This is a genomic window from Caldisphaera sp. (assembly GCF_046536515.1).
Taxonomy (GTDB): domain Archaea; phylum Thermoproteota; class Thermoprotei_A; order Sulfolobales; family Acidilobaceae; genus Caldisphaera.
The window spans coordinates 1-16,408 of record NZ_JAWDMQ010000014.1 but is presented as its reverse complement, the minus strand read 5'-3'; the positions used below and the strand labels follow the sequence as shown (position 1 = coordinate 16,408).

Genomic DNA, 16,408 nt, shown 5'->3' with positions numbered 1-16,408 from the left:
AATATCATAATAAAATAATAATAAAGGAATTATTTTTTGAGTTTTTCATTTATAAACGAGAGCTTTATTTCATATCTTTTCTTTCTATGTCTTGGCTCGGCTTTAGTACTATGTCCATGACTTCCCTTAGTAAACAGCACTATTCTACTTTCCTTATTATTCATGAGAAGTGATACATGCATAGCCAATGATTGATCCACAAAGCATCTATAATCTTGGTTGCTATGTATTAATAGGACGGGAGTTACAACATTGCTTATATTATAAAGAGGACTTTTCTTTATATATTCGTTAAGATTTTCCTGAGGTGTTTCACCGATTTGGTCTGGATCAAAGAAATATCCAATATCGGAAGCGTAATAATCAGAAATCCAATCTGCAATACCGTTTTCACTAACAGCCGCTTTGAATAAGTTTGTCTTAGTTACAAATACGTTAGTCATGTAACCACCATAGCTTATCCCAGTAACTGCCATCCTATCTTTGTCTATATTATATTTTTTCAAAACGTAATCTAAAAAATTTACTAGTTCATTAAAATCTTCTTCTCCATATTTTCCTCTTATATCAGCAAATTTTTCATCATATCCATCACTACCTGTAGGATTTGCGAATGCGATCGCGTAACCATTAGATACAAAAAGTTGCATTTCTGGATAAAAATTATAGCCATACATACCTTTAGGCCCACCATGTATAAACAATATTAAAGGTTTCTTATCATTTCCCTCAGGCATTATAACCCAACCGTCGATTTTTTTGTTATTAATAATAATCTCTTCATGTTTAGGTTCATAGAGAATCACATCATTTAAGAATTCATTATATGAAGTTAATTTTTGAACTCCTTTATTATTTAATTCATATACTTCCACAGCTTTAGTAGGTTCAGCATATGCATATACTAAAGTGTCATTATTTGAACTTCCTGTTATAACGAATCCATTATTTATTATTTCTTTAATGCTATCATTAAATAAAACGATTTTTGAAAATCCCCTGTCATAAATTAGTAACGCGATACCATCAGAATATTGTCCTAATATTGACTGAATATTTCTATCAATCTTTTTGCATGATAGGCATTCAGCCTTACTTTCATCAATCCTATATAATTTTAAATGGCTTGAAATACCAATTTCATTATTATGAATCAGCCCATATAAATTATTATTTATACATGCGAGGCTTTCTATAAAATAACCTTGCAATAAAATTTTTTCTTCTCCACTTTCTGGATTAATTTTAACAAGTTTATGTTTATAAGGATATCTAAAGTCTATAACAGATGAATAATAGATGTTTTTGTTGCATGAGCATAAGGACGCCGGATAAATATAATTTTCTTCTTTTTTTATTTCTTTAACGTAACCTGAATTAATATTTATAAGGTAAAGAGAGTAGATATGGTTACCTATAAATCCTGTGTCATCCATCCAAAATGGTAATCTATCGGCATATATATAATCGCCATCGTTGTCGTAATATTTGTCATTTTCTGGAACAATAGCTATTAAATTTTCATTATCATACCACTCTAGACCTAAAACCCCGTTTTTAAACCAAGTTATCTTTTTTGGCTCTCCTTCTAAATTATAAATGTAAATTCCTTGGCCTTTAGCATTTTCATCTTCTCCTCTTTTACTTAAAAAGGATAAAATTTCTCCATTTGGAGACCACCTAGGTGAAGAATCAGACCCACTAGTCAAAAATATCTCTTTTTTGTTGCTTTTTATTATATGGATATAATTATAATTCTTGTTTTTTTCTAAATCCGATTTAGTATAAGATATAGCTATATTGCCAGTAGACGATACCTTAACTTCATTAATAGAAGTTAAATTAAGGATGTCATCTATTGTAAAATTTCTTTTTTTAACCACACTATACACCCATTTATAAGGATAAAAATTAAATTAAAAACTTTGATAAAGCGAATGACAAACCTCGCCCTTTCTAGGAAAACATAAACTTCATTCTGATTTAAAAGGGGCTTTAAACATATTAAAGAAAGTAACAGGTAAAATCTTATCATCAATAAAGAAACCCCTATCTTTCATTGTAGAACATAACAGAGTAGCACCCGTAAAGGGGTGTAACCCTTAAGACCTCATGAAACTCGCCCTTCAGGGCGAGGAGGAGGTCAGTCTAAATTTAATTGGTTAAGGTTAAACGCTTTTATTTTTGAGAGTATATTAAAAACATGTGAGTCAAATGGGTAGAATTAATCTTCCTAAAGAAGAAATAAACACATTTTATACTTTTTCATATAAAGAACTGCCAGAAGAATACTGTAGGGGGTTATCTTGTTTTGTTAACAGAAATGAAAAACCTAATTATTGGAATAAAGCCAAGGAACAAAATCCAAGAACTTATTGCTTAGGTAAATGTTATTTATCTCCATCTTCAGTTCATGAAAACTCCAATCCTAGGGTTGAAATACTTTCAAGAGAACCTATTTTAAGCAAGTTTTTAATAGATAAATTAGATACATTAAACGATTATATAAAAATGGGGGGTATGAACTCATATACTTATGTAATTACTTCTATGAGTCAAAAAGATGTAATAAATGAAGTTAAAAAATCAGGTCTAAGAGGTAGAGGAGGAGCTGGGTTTCCTACTGGGATTAAATGGGAATCAGCTTATAATCAGAAAGAAGGTAAAAAATATTTAATTGTTAATGGTGATGAAGGCGATCCTGGAGCATTTAGTGATAGATTTTTGATGGAATTTTCACCTTATTTAGTTTTAGAAGGAGCATTGATTGCAGCTTATGCCATAGGAGCTGATGAAATCTATTTTTACATAAGGAGGGAATATCCTAAAAGTATATATAGGATTAAAAATGCTTTGATTGAGATTAAGAATTATTTTAACAAGAAAAACATCACCATTCCAAAAATTAATGTAGAAGTTGGAAAGGGAAGCTATGTAGTAGGGGAGGAAACTGCTCTGATAAATGCCCTTATGGGAAGAAGACCTGAACCTACATTTAGGCCTCCATATCCAACGGAAAAAGGTTTGTTTGGAAAACCGACCGTCATTAATAATGTAGAAACACTTTCAAACGTACCTTATATAGTAGGCAATGGAGGAGATAAATATTACGAGTTAGGATTTTCAAAAAGTAGGGGAACTAAGCTATTATCGCTTAATTCATTATTCAAAAAACCCGGTATATATGAAGCTGAATTTGGTATAACTTTGGAGGAAATAGTTGAAAAAGCAGGTGGTATAAAAAGAGGCACATTAAAAGGGTTATTAATAGGAGCTCCATTATCTGGTATAATAAGACCTGAAGAACTTAATACCAGGCTAGGTTATGAAGAACTAAGAGAAATAGGCTCCTCTTTAGGTCATGGTAATATAATAGCATTTAATGAAGAAACAAGCGTGTCGGATTTATTGAATGAAATATTAGAATTTGCGTCTTATGAATCTTGCGGTAAATGCACTCCATGCAGAGTTGGAACGAGAAAACTAAAGGAGTTAATATCAAAAGGTTATTTTGACAAAAAAGAATTAAATGACATTTACGACATTTTAGATTCTTTAAGGTACACTAGTTTGTGCGGTCTTGGTGTTGGTGCAGGGGAGGTAACCTTTTCAATTATAAATAAATATAAGGATGAGGTGGTAAGATGAAAGTAAAAATCAATGGAATTGAATATACATATAATAAAAAAGTTACTATATTGAATGCGTTAAAAGACAAGGGTTTTGATATACCAACTCTGTGTTATGACGAAAGGATGTCTCCATTTGGTTCATGCAGGCTTTGCTTGGTAAAGGTTAAGGATAAAGGAATATTAACATCTTGTAATAATTATATAGAAGATGGTATGGAAATAATTACTGATGACAATGAAATTGAAAAGCTTAGAAAAATAAATTTAAAATTGCTGGCTGATAATTACCCAAAAGGCTATAAAGAAAAATATCCTTATAAAAGATTTCATGAATTAATGAATAGATACGGACTTGATGGATACAAAGATAAAGAAGATGAAAAACTTTATGATACAAGTCATCCATATATTTATGTTAATATGAATCGTTGTATAAATTGCTATAACTGCGTCAGAGTTTGTGAAGACGTTATAGGAAAATTAGTATGGAGGGAGATTAATAGAGGTTCTAATATATTAATAATAGCTGAAGGCAACAAACTGGGAAATAGCTCTTGTATAAGTTGTAGGAGTTGTATAGATGTTTGTCCTACTGGATCTATAGAGGATTCTTTTATAATAAAATACGGGCATCCCGATAAATTTATTGAGTCTTCGTGTACTCTTTGTTCAGTAACTTGTCCTATTAAAGTAGGTGTATCGAATGGAAAACCTGTTATGATATACGGTAACGATTCGAAATTAAAGCTTTCAGCAAATTGTATAATAGGTAAATATCAATGGGAAAACCTTTATTATAGTAATGATAGAGTCTATCAACCTTTATTAAGGTCAGAAAACAATTGGAAAAGTGTAAACTATGATGATGCATTAAATATCTTATCTGATCAAATTAAAAAATCAATAAATAGCTATGGACCAAATAGTATTGGATTTATTGTAGCAAATAGAATTTCATTGGAAGAGTATTATTTATTAAATTTGCTTGCAAAAGACATTATTAAAACAAATAATATTTTTAGCATTGTCGATATTAATTACGGAGATTCGATTAAAAAATATGTTCCTCCTTTAAATGGTGAAAAAACATTAAAGCATAATGAGATACAAAGTCTAGGAACTATATTAGCAATAGGAGATATAGAAAGGCATCATCCTACAATTTCTTCCATTTTAAGAGATAATGCAATAAAAGGAAAATCAAATTTAATTTCAATAGATGATATCAATGATTACAGATCTATTCATGAGCAATCAGATTTTTATTCTAGACTTTCTAAAGAAAAAATGCTAGACTTGTTTAAAGCATTAGAATTTTTAATACTTTCTAAAGAAAAATATGATAAACAATACTTGGAAAAATACTTTAAAGATTTGGAAGGCTATTTAAACAAAATTAGTTCTAATATAAATAATAAAACAAAAGAAATTGCAGAAGGGATTTTTAAATTAATTAATAAAACACCAATAGCTATATTCTTCGAATTCGATAACTATATAGCTGAAGAAGTGTTCAACCTTTATTTAATAATGAAATCATCTTACTCAAATGTTAATTTAATACCTTTGATTAGTGAAGGCGATGTTATTGAGTCATTTTATTTTATAAATGAAAATAACATTAATTTAAATAATATTTATGATGTAATTAGAAATCTAAAATCTTTAATAATAATAGGAAATAATTTAATAGCTTATTCAAAGAATAGAGATGAACTAATAAAGTTATTACATAATGTAGATTTTGTAGCAGAAATAACGCCAATAATTGATACCAGCGCAAGATATTATGCAAAATTAATAATTCCATCTCCGACGTTTTTAGAAAAGTCTGGCCATTATTTATCTTACGATTTTGATATAAGAGAAGTTAATAAAGCAGTAAATAACAAATTAAAGCAAGAATTCGATATATTTAACGATTTAATGGTAAGATTAGGCGGAAAAAGTGTTGATCAAAAAGAATCTTATGAAAAATTAGTTAGCAATTTAAAATTTATTACATTTAATAATACATAATATTTAAAATTTGATAAACAAAGGCAAAATGATAAAAGTTATATTTTTTGGCTATCTAATTTTAACTGGTGGCTTTATTGGTAAAGATGTTAATGGCCATCCCTGATAGATGCACGGGATGTGGAAGATGCGAAGAAGCTTGTTCTTTTCAACATTTTAATATTATAGATCCATCATTATCGGCAATCCATGTTGTTAGACTCGAAAACGAACCTCTAGATGCACCAACATTTTGCATAGAATGCGGTCTTTGTGCTATGCCTGGAGTATGTCCAGAAAATGCAATATATAGAGATCCAAATACTTATGCCGTAATTATAGATAGAAATAGATGTGATGGATGTACAAATTGCATTGTAGTGTGTCCATATGGTGTAATAACATTAGATCACATTGAAAAGAAAGCTGTTAAATGCGATTTATGTGGTGGAGATCCTCAATGTGTTAAGGCGTGCCCAGAAGGAGCTCTCGCATATTTAGAAGCAAATGATGCAGCATATTATAAGAGATATTTCTTTGCTGAACTACAAAAGAAAGGCATGGTTCCAATAGTTCCATATCCATCACCTAGAACCAGGGAGGCGATGTAAATGGACGAATGGTATGGTTATACAGGAAAAATATTGAGAGTTGATTTGAGTAAAAAGAAAATAGTTATAGATGATCTAAAAAGAGAATGGGCAAAACTATATATAGGCGGTCTTGGATTAGCTGCAAAAATTATGTGGGATGAACAAGGACCTTTGATAGATCCATTATCGCCTGATAATCTATTAATAGCGACTGCAGGACCAATGACAGGAACTCTTGCACCAGGAAGCGGAAATATATTTTGGGCCTTTAAATCTCCTCAGACAAACTTCTGGGGCGAAACTAGATCTGGAGGGAAATTTGGACCCTTCTTAAAGTTTAGCGGGTTTGATATGATAATAATTAAAGGAAAATCTGACAACCCTGTTTATCTTTATTTAGAAGGTGGAAAAGCGGAAATAAGGAATGCATCTCATTTATGGGGTATGACAGTACATCAGGTTACTGATACATTAAAGAGAGAAGTAGGAGCTAAAGATGTTTCAATAGCAGCAATAGGACCAGGTGGTGAAAACCTTGTTAGATATGCCTCAATAATGAATGATTATGATAGAGCAGCCGGCAGAAGTGGTGGAGGCACTGTTATGGGATCAAAGAAGCTAAAAGCAATTGTTGCTGCGGGAGGTTATGGGGTAAAGGTATACGATCCAGAAAAATTTATGTCGTTAAGTTATGAAGCAGAAAATGCAATAATAAATGATCCTAGTAATAGGGCAATGGGTGCTCATGGAACAGTTGGAGGTTTAATGGGTTTAAATGCAATGGGTGGTCTTCCTACACAAAACTTTAGGACGGGTTACTTTGATAAAGCAAGAAAAATATCGGCTGATTATTTAGAAAACAATTACATGATAAAAAGAAGAGCTTGCTATAGTTGTACGATTGGTTGTAGCAGGTATTCATATGTTGCAGCTGGACCTTTTGCAACTCCTCCAAATGAAGGCCCGGAATATGAAACAGTAGATATGAGTGGAGCAATGCCAATGATAGACAACATGGAATCAATTATAAGGTATAATTATATGGCAAATAATTATGGTATTGATACTATTACTCTTGGTCATACTATATCGTGGGCAATTGAGGCATATGAAATGGGAATGATTACGGAGAAAGACACTGGAGGTATTAAATTAAAATGGGGAGATGCAGAAACCTTCTTAGCTCTTGTTGATATGATTGCATATAGAAAAGGTTTCGGAGATTTATTAGCAGAAGGAAGTTACTGGGCTGCTAAGAAAATAGGGAAAGGATCAGAAGAGCTTGTTAACCATGTTAAAGGTCTTGAGTTTCCTGCCCATGATCCAAGAGTTGAATCTAAGTTTTTGGCCATACAATATTCTGTTGGACCAAGGGGTGCATGTCATGAACACCCTATATATCCATCTTATGATATGATGGGCGTTGATAGCGGATTAAGAGATGTCGGCCTTCCATGGCCTCTTCCGGATAGACTTGAAGAAGTGGGGGTAAATAGAGGTAAGGCATATAGGGTCATAGCATTATATGGTGAAGTTATTAATAGTTTGGGATATTGTAATTTTTATGCAGCAACTAATGAAATAGGATCTTTATCTCCTAAGAGGTTATCTGCATTATACTCTTCATTGACTGGATTTGATGTAACGCCATTGCAAATTTTTGAAGCTGGCGAAAGATCTTGGAATTTAAAAAGAGCTTTCAATTTAAGAGAAGGCCTTGAAAAGTCTCATGATAAGTTGCCAAAAAGAATGGAAATCCCGATATTATCGGGTCCAGCTAAGGGACTTAAAGTTGAAAAACCAAATGAATTGCTAGAAGAAGCCTATGAAGGATTTGGTTGGGACAAAGAGACTGGTTATATTAAGGAAGAAACTTTAAAAAGACTTGGTTTAGACGATGTCATTGATTATTTAAGAAAAATAAATAAAATTAAATAAATAACTTTAAAATATTGATTTATGTAATTAAACTTAAAGATTTAAAAACATTTTTAATATAAAGAAATTTAATTCTGTATGTCTAGATATAGCTAACTGATTGATAAGCTTTAAGAGACTTCAAAACTAAAAGAGTTGAAACTTATGAAAAAGGACGAAAAATTACTTGTAACAGCTATGTCAATAAATGGAATAATTTTTGGTTCATCACAGCTTGTAAATCCCTTGTATCTTAAAGATTTGGGTTTAAATGCAGCTTTAATTGGTTTACTTATATCAGGACAAATGTTAATTGGGTCATTTCTTTCAATTATTTTTTCTACATTAGGTGATGCATATGGCAGAAAAAAGTTCGCAGTTATAAGCAGATTTATATCTATAATAGGCTTTTTGCTTCTTTTCTTAAAGTTCCCTTATGGTTTATTAATAATAAGCTTAATGAGCGGTGGAGGTCTTACTGGGGCATTATTAGCGGAAAAGTCTTTAAATTTGGACAGAACATTAAGTTTATCTTATTCCATTAATACATTTCTATCTGTGGTTGGTTCATTATTGCCTATGTTTATTGGACTAAGATACATAATCCTTCTGAACATGTTTATTGTAATTATATCATTATTATTAATTTCTTTAATCAAAGAAGATTACAAAGGAGGGAAATTAGATTTTAGGTTAAAATCGATTAATAACATAATGAAGTTATCATTTGAATCCTTTATAGGATTAGGGGCAGGATTAATATTGCCAATAATATCTTTGTGGTTTTATTTAAAGTTTGCCAAAACTGCATCACAAATAAGCCCAATCTTTGCCATATCTAATGTTATATTGGCAGTGTCAACTTTATTTTCCCACAAATTGTCAAAAAAATTTGGAAGAATTAAAACAATAGTTTACACTCATATAATAGGGATAATTTTGTTGGTATTACTTCCATTTACCAGATCATTTTATATTGCTTCATTAATATTTATTTTGAGAAACACTTTTATGAATATGTCAGGGCCTCTATTTAGTTCATTTGTTTTAAATCTAATACCATATAACGAAAGAGCAAGGGGTCAAAGCTTAATAAATTTAATAGACTCTATACCAAGATCTATAGGGCCATTTATAGGAGGTTATTTATTTTATCTAGGAAACTTAAGCCTTCCATTCTTTATTACGGCATCATTATATACTGTTTCCACAATAGGTTTTTATTTACTATTTAGAGATTTTAAATGAGTTAATAAACCCAATTTTTATAGTTAGGCTATTTTATATATTTCTATTAGCATTTTAAAAGTGGAGGGAGGATTGAGGTGCATGGTTTATTTAGATTCAGAGGTAGGGAAATTAAGAGAAGTAATGATGCATGTTCCTGGGAAAGAGCTGGAAATCGTAAATGAAGAAAATTATCGTAAATATTTGTTTAATTCTACTGTAAATGTTGAGGAATTTAAAAAAGAAATAATAGATTTGATAGAAATATACAAAAAAGAAGGAGTTAAAGTAAACATAGTCCAGGATTTAGAAAATAAACCTAATGCTGTTTATGCAAGAGATCCTTTTCTAATGACGCCATCAGGTGCTATAATTTCTAACTTCAAGTATGATGTAAGAAGAGGAGAAGAATATGTATATGAGGAGTCACTAAAAAAGCTAAATATACCCATTGTGAAAAAAATGAGAGATAATGAAATCTTTGAAGGAGGTAATGCATTAATTATAAAGAATGATATTGCCTTAGTTGGAATAGGGGAAAGAAATAATAAAAGTGGTGTAGAGGCATTTATTTCTTCGTTACAAAAAATGGGTTTTAAAAATATATTTGTTATACAAACGCCCATAAGTAGGATTCACATAGATGAATATATATCTCAAATTAACGAAGATACTCTTATTACTATTAAACAAATGTTTCCTTGGGAGGTTGCTGAAGAATTAAAAAACCTAGGTTTTAATATAATAACGGTTGAATATACAGATATATCTAAGGATTTTAAATCAAGACTTTGTTTAAATTCTGTTGCATTAGAGCCTAATAAAATTCTTTTGGAAGAAGGATGCGATGCAGTAAAAAAGATTTTAGAAGAAAATGCTGTTGACGTAATAGAAGTTAAAATGGATGAAGTTGTAAAAGGTGGAGGAAGCATTCATTGTGTAACAGGTCAAATATCTAGAGATCTAGTTTATAGCAAATAATTTCCATTTTTATATTGTATTCAAAAAAGTATTTTAATTTTTCTGTGTATACAATATAATAGGTGTACTTTTGTGGGAAAAATAACAGGAGGAGAATTAATTAAAAGAATTTTAGTTAATGAAGGAGTTAAATACGTATTTGGTGTTCCTGGAGCTGACCTCCTCCCCGCCCTGAAGGGCGGGAATTCCCTGAGGTCTTAAGGGTTACACCCCTTTTACGGGTGCTACTCTATTATCCCCCAAGCCGATATTGCGGGAGAAATCGGCTCCCGCTCCTCATGTTTTAAGAGTTGATCGGCTTGGAACCCTATTTTATTACACTTGTTAGTTGGGGTAGAGGCGTACCTCATGTTTCAGTGACGCATACCCCGTTAGCAGCTGTCTTAATTTTTAATAAGTATTTAAATTTAAAAAACTTTACCTCACTCCTAGAAGGTGCAGGGTTTGTCGTCGCTTTATCAATCATGGAAATCTTATCCTGATCATGGATCTATGCAAGCATTAGATCAAATTAATTTACTAAAACCAGTAACAAAATGGAATGCATATATAAGCCAATGGGCAAGAATACCAGAATTAGTTCAATGGGCTTTTAGAAAAGCTCTAACAGGAAGACCGGGACCAGTCCATTTAGATGTAGCTGTAGATGTACTTTATCAAACTGGAGATGAAAACAATGTATCGTTGCTGAAACCGGAAAATTATAGACCAATTATTCCTCCTGCAGGCAACCCTGATTTAATAAATGAAGCAGCAAGACTTTTAGCTAAAGCAAAAATGCCTTTAATTCACTTAGGAGGGGGTGTGTTGAGAGCTAATGCCGTTGAAGAGGCTAAAAATTTAGCTGATTATTTAAAGGCTATAGTGACTACATCAATCGGAGGAAGAGGTAGTATTTCTGAGGATTTCCCTTCTTTGCTTTTACCTTCATTGCCTGGAGCATTGGAAGCGCAAACAGAAGCTGATGTAGTTTTAATAGCTGGCTCTAGATTAGGTGATCTAGATTATTGGGGTAAACCTCCTGCTTGGGGTGATTTCAAAGATCAAAGAACGATTCATATAGATATAACAGGTGAAGACATAGGATTAAACAGACCAGTAGATATAGGAATTGTTGGTGATGTAAAAGTAGTTTTAAGCCAATTATTAGAGGCAATTAAAAGAATTATTCCTCCAAAGAAAGATTATCCAGAAAGGCTCGAAAAATACAAAGAGTCTGAAAGGGAATATCTGAAGAACATGGAAGACCTATCTTATTCAAATTCTATACCGATACATCCATTAAGGGTTGTAAGAGAGGTTAGAGAATTCTTCCCCAAAGACTCCATATCGATAATTGATGGAGGTAACACAACAGTATGGGCGTCATATTTGAATAAAATATATCTCCCTTATACTTATTTTAGTACTGCAAGTGGGGACTCAGGACATCTAGGTTCTGGAATACCGTTTTCAATATCTGCTAAGCTTGTTAATCCAGATAAGCAAGTTTATGTAATATCAGGAGATGGAGCCTTTGGATTTCATGTGATGGATCTTGAAACTGCATGCAGAGAAAATTTACAGATTACTTTTATAGTATTAAATGACAGTGCATGGGGAATGATTAAGGCAGGTCAAACATTATATTATAGCAAGAGACATGTTGGAGTTGATTTCTCTGAAATAAGATATGATTTGATAGCAGAAGCTGTTGGATGTCATGGAGAACATGTAACAAATCCAAATGAAATTAAACCTGCGCTAAAAAGATCTTTGGAATCTAAGAAAGCATCAGTAATAAATATTGTGGTAGATAAAAATGCTATCCCACCACACTTTGAAATATTGGCTGGAATTTGGCTAGAAGGAGTTGAAATTCCCTCCTAGGGTGTTTAATATGGTATCTTTTGTTTTACCTAGAAAAATTATTTATAAAGGTGATTCATTGGAAGAGCTTTTGAACTTAACTTCAAGCTTTAGCTTAAAGAACATTTTAATAATAACTGATAAAGTAATAAGAAATATAGATTATTTTAAAAGAATTGAAGAGGGATTAAATAAAAATGGATTAAATTTAATGGTATATTATGATGTTAATCCAGAACCTAATATTGAAACAGTTAACAGTATCTATGATTTTATTAAAGGAGAAAAAGTTGATCTTATTGTAGCGATAGGCGGGGGAAGTGTTATCGATGTATCAAAACTTTTAAGAGCAAAAATTCTAAGACCTGATATAAGAAGTGAAGATATATCTCCATTTATTTCGTTAAATATAGAAAATAAAACGCCCTTGCTGGTAACAATACCGACTACAGCCGGAACTGGAAGCGATGCTAGCTTTGCATATGTATTAAAAATAAAGGAAAATAATAATGAGATCAAATATGCATCTGGTAACTATGATTTGGTTCCTTATGAAAGTATTTTAGATATAAATTTCTTGAAGACTCTTCCTAAAAAACAGCTGATTATTACTGCTATAGATGGGTTAGCTAATGATCTAGAAGGCATAGTATCGATTAATTCCAATCCGTTAACAGAAGGAATAGCGATTCAATCTGCTAGAATGTTTTTTAAATACTTACCAAAGGTATTAGAAAATAGAGAAGACGAAGAGTCACTTAATTATCTGCACCTTGCTGCCACGCTCTCTGGTATAGCATTCTCTAATTCAGGCGTCGGCCTGGTTCATGCAATAGCCCACCCCTTAGGTTCTATATTTAATATACCTCATGGGATGGCTGTTGCGATAGTAATGCCTTATGTAATAGATTTTAATTATAAAGATATGAACGCAAGTAAAATGTATGATGAAATAAAAACTGCATTAGAACATCTTGATGGATTTGAAAAAAAGAAGAGCCTAACTGAACATCTAATAGATTTTTATAATAAAATTGGGCAACCAACAAAGTTGAGTCAAATAGGTATAGATGAAAAAACTTATAGAAATAATATTGACATTTTAGCAGATTTAGCTTTGAGGGATCCAGATTTAGCATTTAATCCCGTTTCTCCCAGTATAGATGAAATAAAAGATATATTAAATAAAATATATTAATAAGTTTACTTTGATGCCGCTTGAGCTGATTTCACTAATTCGACAGCTGCTGATGGAAATCTCATTACTGTTGCCATAGATCCTTTTTCTAGTTTAAGTTTTCCTTGTAAAATTGCTGTAACGGGGTTAAGTTCTCCATTAAGTATTTTCATCCAACTATCGAATGTTGCAGTTAACACAAAATCAGCACTTCCTTTTGAAGAATCTTCATAAAATTCAACACCTCTGCATTGTCCTTCAAATAAGTCAAGCTTTATACCTATGCTACCGCTTGGAAACTTTTTTAATAATTCGTTAGATAAGCTTGATACCTTAAACATTAAAGGCCATTTCCATCCTTTTGCGGCATTTCTATAGTTATTGTTTTCGTTTATTTTTTGACAAAAGATTTCTGCCCATTCCTTACTAGGAAACTCTATGTTTCCCACTTTTATCACCTATTTTATTATAGTTTTACAAAAATAAAAACTTAACTTATTTTGCCTTAAAGATAAGGCTCAGGTAGATTTACTTTTTTAATATTTTTAATAATTGTGAGACTATGCAAAGAACTCCAATGGCGCATGGACTTAAGTCTTCATTAATATTATCATTAATACTAGCCATAGGGCTATCATTAAAAGTATCTTTAATGTCATTAATAGTTATAATTAATGCATTTATTGACATATATGCTTTTAATTATTTGAGGTTGAAAATAAATAAAATGAAAGCAAAAGATATTACTTTAATTGCAATGTTATTAATACCATATGTTTTATTTGTTAAACTCAATATTTACTTAGCTTTACCAATAATATTGCTTATTACTTATGTAGGATCGTCATTAAAGAGAAAGCATGTTATTTCTAACATTTCAGGCAGTAGCTTTTTATCATCAATGTCTTTGGTATGGTTATCAATGATATCAAATATTGTGGTATATCAGTTTATTATAATTTTTTCATGGATAATGTTTACCTTGACTTTAGCTCTTATAGTTGAATATAAATTGCCTTTTAGGAACATTGTAAAAATTAAAGCTATAGGCTATACTCTACCTTTGATTTTAATGGCCGTAATCTTAACTTATTTAATCTCTAGAAACTACTATTTGCTTGGATTATATTTATTTCCATTAATTGCTTTGTTTTCCTTAGGTAATAAAATCAATAATATTAAAGAAATAAAGAAGATTGGGAAAATCGGCATGTATTCATCTGTTTTATTTGTTTTATTAAGTATATTAATGTATAGATTGTTAATTATCTGATTCCTTCCAACACTGAAATGTTCCTTGAAGCCTTATAGGTATAATCCCTTTATGAAAAATTTACTTTTTCTATTGGTATTGCCGAAATAAAGTCAGATAACACTCATCATCCCTTATCCAGATTTTAATATACAATAATTAAGATTGCAGTAAGGTATATGCGTCTCATGTTTTTAGAAATCCCAAACTAATTTGTAGTTTATCCATATTTAAAATAGTTTAAACAATGTTTTTATTTGTCTTCAGGGACTGTTTTATTTCTTTTTTTATTAACATAAATTGCTCTCAATATCAAATTCATCCATTAAGCCTTGATCTAAAAAGTAATTGCTAAGAATTTTTTCTAAACCTCTTCTTAAAACATCTTCAAGCGACGATGGTTTCACATTAAGACTTTGAGCAACTTGCGTCAATGTCGCTTTTCTATCTTTACAAAAATATCCCATTTTATATGCAGTTATAACTGCTTTGATTTGTTTTTCACTTAAATCAATATTTTCATATTCAATTTTATTTAATATCTCAACTTTTAATCCATTATTTTTAATCTTTTTTATGGCATCGTTTAATTGATCATTTTTGGCTAATACTGTATATACTATACTATTGTTATCGCTAGGTATTGCAGATAATATTAATAGATTTACTAATGACATAACTTTACAAGCACTGCAACTTTTTGTAATAGCTAACAAAGTATTATTATCAATTTGATATAACTTTTTCAACCCTTTAATGTCATTTTTATCTGAAATATTCTCAAGTTTTATTAAATGAATACTTTCTTCTTGTCCAGGTTTAACTTTTAGGTATTTAAATTTTATCCCTTTTTTATAAATTTCATTACTAACTTCGCAATCATTTCTGTAGATCTTTATTTTAGCCTTTATAAGTTTAACCAATTAAACCACCATTTAAATTTAATGTATTAAGTTTAAATTTCTATCTATTTTTCCTAAAAGGTTAGGATTTAATTTAAGAAGTTTAAATTTCTATCTATTTATGGTGAAAATTATGGGAAATGATAGTACCAAAATAGTTTTAATAGCAATAGTTCTTGTATTCGTATTTTCTCTTGCTTTATATGCATATACATTTAGAAATTTTCCTCCTGTTCCAAATGAGGTAATATCTCAAAACGGTACTGTAATCTTCACAAAACAACAAATAATCATGGGAAAATATTATTTCCAAAAATATGGGCTTATGGATTATGGAAGTATAGAAGGAATGGGATCATATTTTGGTATAGATTTTACTGGATACACAATGAGACTATTACAAGATTATACAGCAAAACAACTTTATTTAGATCCGCTATCACAAAACAACATGCCTTCTGTTTATAATTCTACCGAACTTAACGATATTAAGAATTATTTAGATCCCTTATACTTTAAGAAAAATAATACAATAGTTGTCAGCAATGAATTTGCAGAAGCTTATAGCTATGTGATAAATTATTACTCAATATATTTAGGGAAAAATTCATCTCAATACAGATTAAAACCAGATTTAATAAATAACAATACTGTAATACAAGATCTAGCTGCATATTTTACATGGTCAGCCTTAATTTCAATTATGGGTTATACAAATGGTTTTCCTTATACTATAGGTTTGACAACACCTAATAATAATGTTTATTTCTCTACATTTGCTATGGTAGGAGCTATTTTTGCTGTAGGGATACCTCTTATAATATATATAATTAGAGAATTGATATCGCATTGGAATGACCCTGTAGTGAAAATTGATTTAC

At 30.8% G+C, this 16,408-nt stretch carries 14 protein-coding genes and 1 pseudogene; 11 read left to right on the top strand and 4 right to left on the bottom strand.

Annotation, left to right across the window (positions count from 1 at the left end):
- Nucleotides 1–29 precede the first annotated feature (29 nt).
- On the bottom strand, nt 30–1,883 hold the full coding sequence (locus RXO53_RS03465) for a prolyl oligopeptidase family serine peptidase (protein ID WP_410712867.1): 1,854 nt from the start codon (nt 1,881–1,883) through the stop codon (nt 30–32).
- 331 nt (nt 1,884–2,214) lie between these two features.
- Between RXO53_RS03465 and RXO53_RS03460 the strand changes: the two genes are divergently transcribed.
- The 7 genes from RXO53_RS03460 to RXO53_RS03430 all read left to right on the top strand — a co-directional run bounded on the left by RXO53_RS03460 (nt 2,215) and on the right by RXO53_RS03430 (nt 10,549).
- Nucleotides 2,215–3,648: an NADH-quinone oxidoreductase subunit F gene (locus RXO53_RS03460; RefSeq protein WP_410712866.1), complete on the top strand. Its 1,434-nt coding sequence runs from the start codon at nt 2,215–2,217 to the stop codon at nt 3,646–3,648.
- A complete protein-coding gene (locus tag RXO53_RS03455) occupies nt 3,645–5,651 on the top strand; it encodes a molybdopterin-dependent oxidoreductase (protein WP_410712865.1) in 2,007 nt (668 codons plus the stop codon). Before RXO53_RS03460 ends, RXO53_RS03455 begins: the two co-directional genes overlap by 4 nt.
- A gap of 86 nt (nt 5,652–5,737) precedes the next feature.
- Nucleotides 5,738–6,241 (top strand): 4Fe-4S dicluster domain-containing protein, encoded by a 504-nt coding sequence (locus RXO53_RS03450; RefSeq protein WP_410712881.1) that lies wholly within the window; start codon nt 5,738–5,740, stop codon nt 6,239–6,241.
- Entirely contained in the window at nt 6,242–8,161 is a 1,920-nt protein-coding gene (locus RXO53_RS03445) for an aldehyde ferredoxin oxidoreductase family protein (RefSeq protein WP_410712864.1), read from the top strand.
- A gap of 144 nt (nt 8,162–8,305) precedes the next feature.
- Nucleotides 8,306–9,388 carry an MFS transporter gene (locus tag RXO53_RS03440; protein WP_410712863.1) on the top strand — a complete coding sequence of 361 codons (1,083 nt, stop codon included), beginning with the start codon at nt 8,306–8,308 and terminating at the stop codon, nt 9,386–9,388.
- 81 nt (nt 9,389–9,469) lie between these two features.
- Nucleotides 9,470–10,348: a dimethylarginine dimethylaminohydrolase family protein gene (locus RXO53_RS03435; protein WP_410712880.1), complete on the top strand. Its 879-nt coding sequence runs from the start codon at nt 9,470–9,472 to the stop codon at nt 10,346–10,348.
- Nucleotides 10,349–10,420: 72 nt separating this feature from the next.
- Nucleotides 10,421–10,549, top strand: a complete 129-nt coding sequence (locus RXO53_RS03430; protein ID WP_410712862.1) for a hypothetical protein — start codon at nt 10,421–10,423, stop codon at nt 10,547–10,549.
- 23 nt (nt 10,550–10,572) lie between these two features.
- Here RXO53_RS03430 and RXO53_RS03425 read toward each other — a convergent pair whose 3' ends face one another.
- Nucleotides 10,573–10,698, bottom strand: coding sequence for a hypothetical protein (locus tag RXO53_RS03425; protein ID WP_410712786.1), 126 nt, complete (start codon nt 10,696–10,698; stop codon nt 10,573–10,575).
- 94 nt (nt 10,699–10,792) lie between these two features.
- On the opposite strand from RXO53_RS03425, the gene RXO53_RS03420 reads away from it, so the two are divergent.
- Together RXO53_RS03420 and RXO53_RS03415 are read left to right on the top strand one after the other, a co-directional pair.
- Nucleotides 10,793–12,217, top strand: coding sequence for a thiamine pyrophosphate-binding protein (locus RXO53_RS03420; RefSeq protein ID WP_410712861.1), 1,425 nt, complete (start codon nt 10,793–10,795; stop codon nt 12,215–12,217).
- Nucleotides 12,218–12,227: 10 nt separating this feature from the next.
- A complete protein-coding gene (locus RXO53_RS03415) occupies nt 12,228–13,394 on the top strand; it encodes an iron-containing alcohol dehydrogenase (protein ID WP_410712860.1) in 1,167 nt (388 codons plus the stop codon).
- A gap of 5 nt (nt 13,395–13,399) precedes the next feature.
- Here RXO53_RS03415 and RXO53_RS03410 read toward each other — a convergent pair whose 3' ends face one another.
- Nucleotides 13,400–13,822, bottom strand: coding sequence for an SCP2 sterol-binding domain-containing protein (locus tag RXO53_RS03410; protein WP_410712859.1), 423 nt, complete (start codon nt 13,820–13,822; stop codon nt 13,400–13,402).
- A gap of 113 nt (nt 13,823–13,935) precedes the next feature.
- On the opposite strand from RXO53_RS03410, the gene RXO53_RS03405 reads away from it, so the two are divergent.
- Complete coding sequence (locus RXO53_RS03405) at nt 13,936–14,646, top strand: hypothetical protein (RefSeq protein ID WP_410712858.1); 711 nt, start codon at nt 13,936–13,938, stop codon at nt 14,644–14,646.
- A 269-nt stretch (nt 14,647–14,915) separates the two neighbouring features.
- On the opposite strand, the gene RXO53_RS03400 is transcribed toward RXO53_RS03405, so the two are convergent.
- Nucleotides 14,916–15,548, bottom strand: coding sequence for a helix-turn-helix domain-containing protein (locus tag RXO53_RS03400; protein WP_410712857.1), 633 nt, complete (start codon nt 15,546–15,548; stop codon nt 14,916–14,918).
- A 112-nt stretch (nt 15,549–15,660) separates the two neighbouring features.
- On the opposite strand from RXO53_RS03400, the pseudogene RXO53_RS03395 reads away from it, so the two are divergent.
- Nucleotides 15,661–16,408, top strand: a pseudogene (locus RXO53_RS03395) (nitric-oxide reductase large subunit); the annotation flags it as partial.

Coding starts and splice junctions, on each gene's coding strand:
- RXO53_RS03460 (WP_410712866.1), top strand. CDS start 2,215: ATGGGTAGAATTAATCTTCCTAAAGAAGAAATAAACACATTTTATACT.
- RXO53_RS03455 (WP_410712865.1), top strand. CDS start 3,645: ATGAAAGTAAAAATCAATGGAATTGAATATACATATAATAAAAAAGTT.
- RXO53_RS03450 (WP_410712881.1), top strand. CDS start 5,738: ATGTTAATGGCCATCCCTGATAGATGCACGGGATGTGGAAGATGCGAA.
- RXO53_RS03445 (WP_410712864.1), top strand. CDS start 6,242: ATGGACGAATGGTATGGTTATACAGGAAAAATATTGAGAGTTGATTTG.
- RXO53_RS03440 (WP_410712863.1), top strand. CDS start 8,306: ATGAAAAAGGACGAAAAATTACTTGTAACAGCTATGTCAATAAATGGA.
- RXO53_RS03435 (WP_410712880.1), top strand. CDS start 9,470: ATGGTTTATTTAGATTCAGAGGTAGGGAAATTAAGAGAAGTAATGATG.
- RXO53_RS03425 (WP_410712786.1), bottom strand. CDS start 10,698: ATGAGGTACGCCTCTACCCCAACTAACAAGTGTAATAAAATAGGGTTC.
- RXO53_RS03415 (WP_410712860.1), top strand. CDS start 12,228: ATGGTATCTTTTGTTTTACCTAGAAAAATTATTTATAAAGGTGATTCA.
- RXO53_RS03405 (WP_410712858.1), top strand. CDS start 13,936: ATGCAAAGAACTCCAATGGCGCATGGACTTAAGTCTTCATTAATATTA.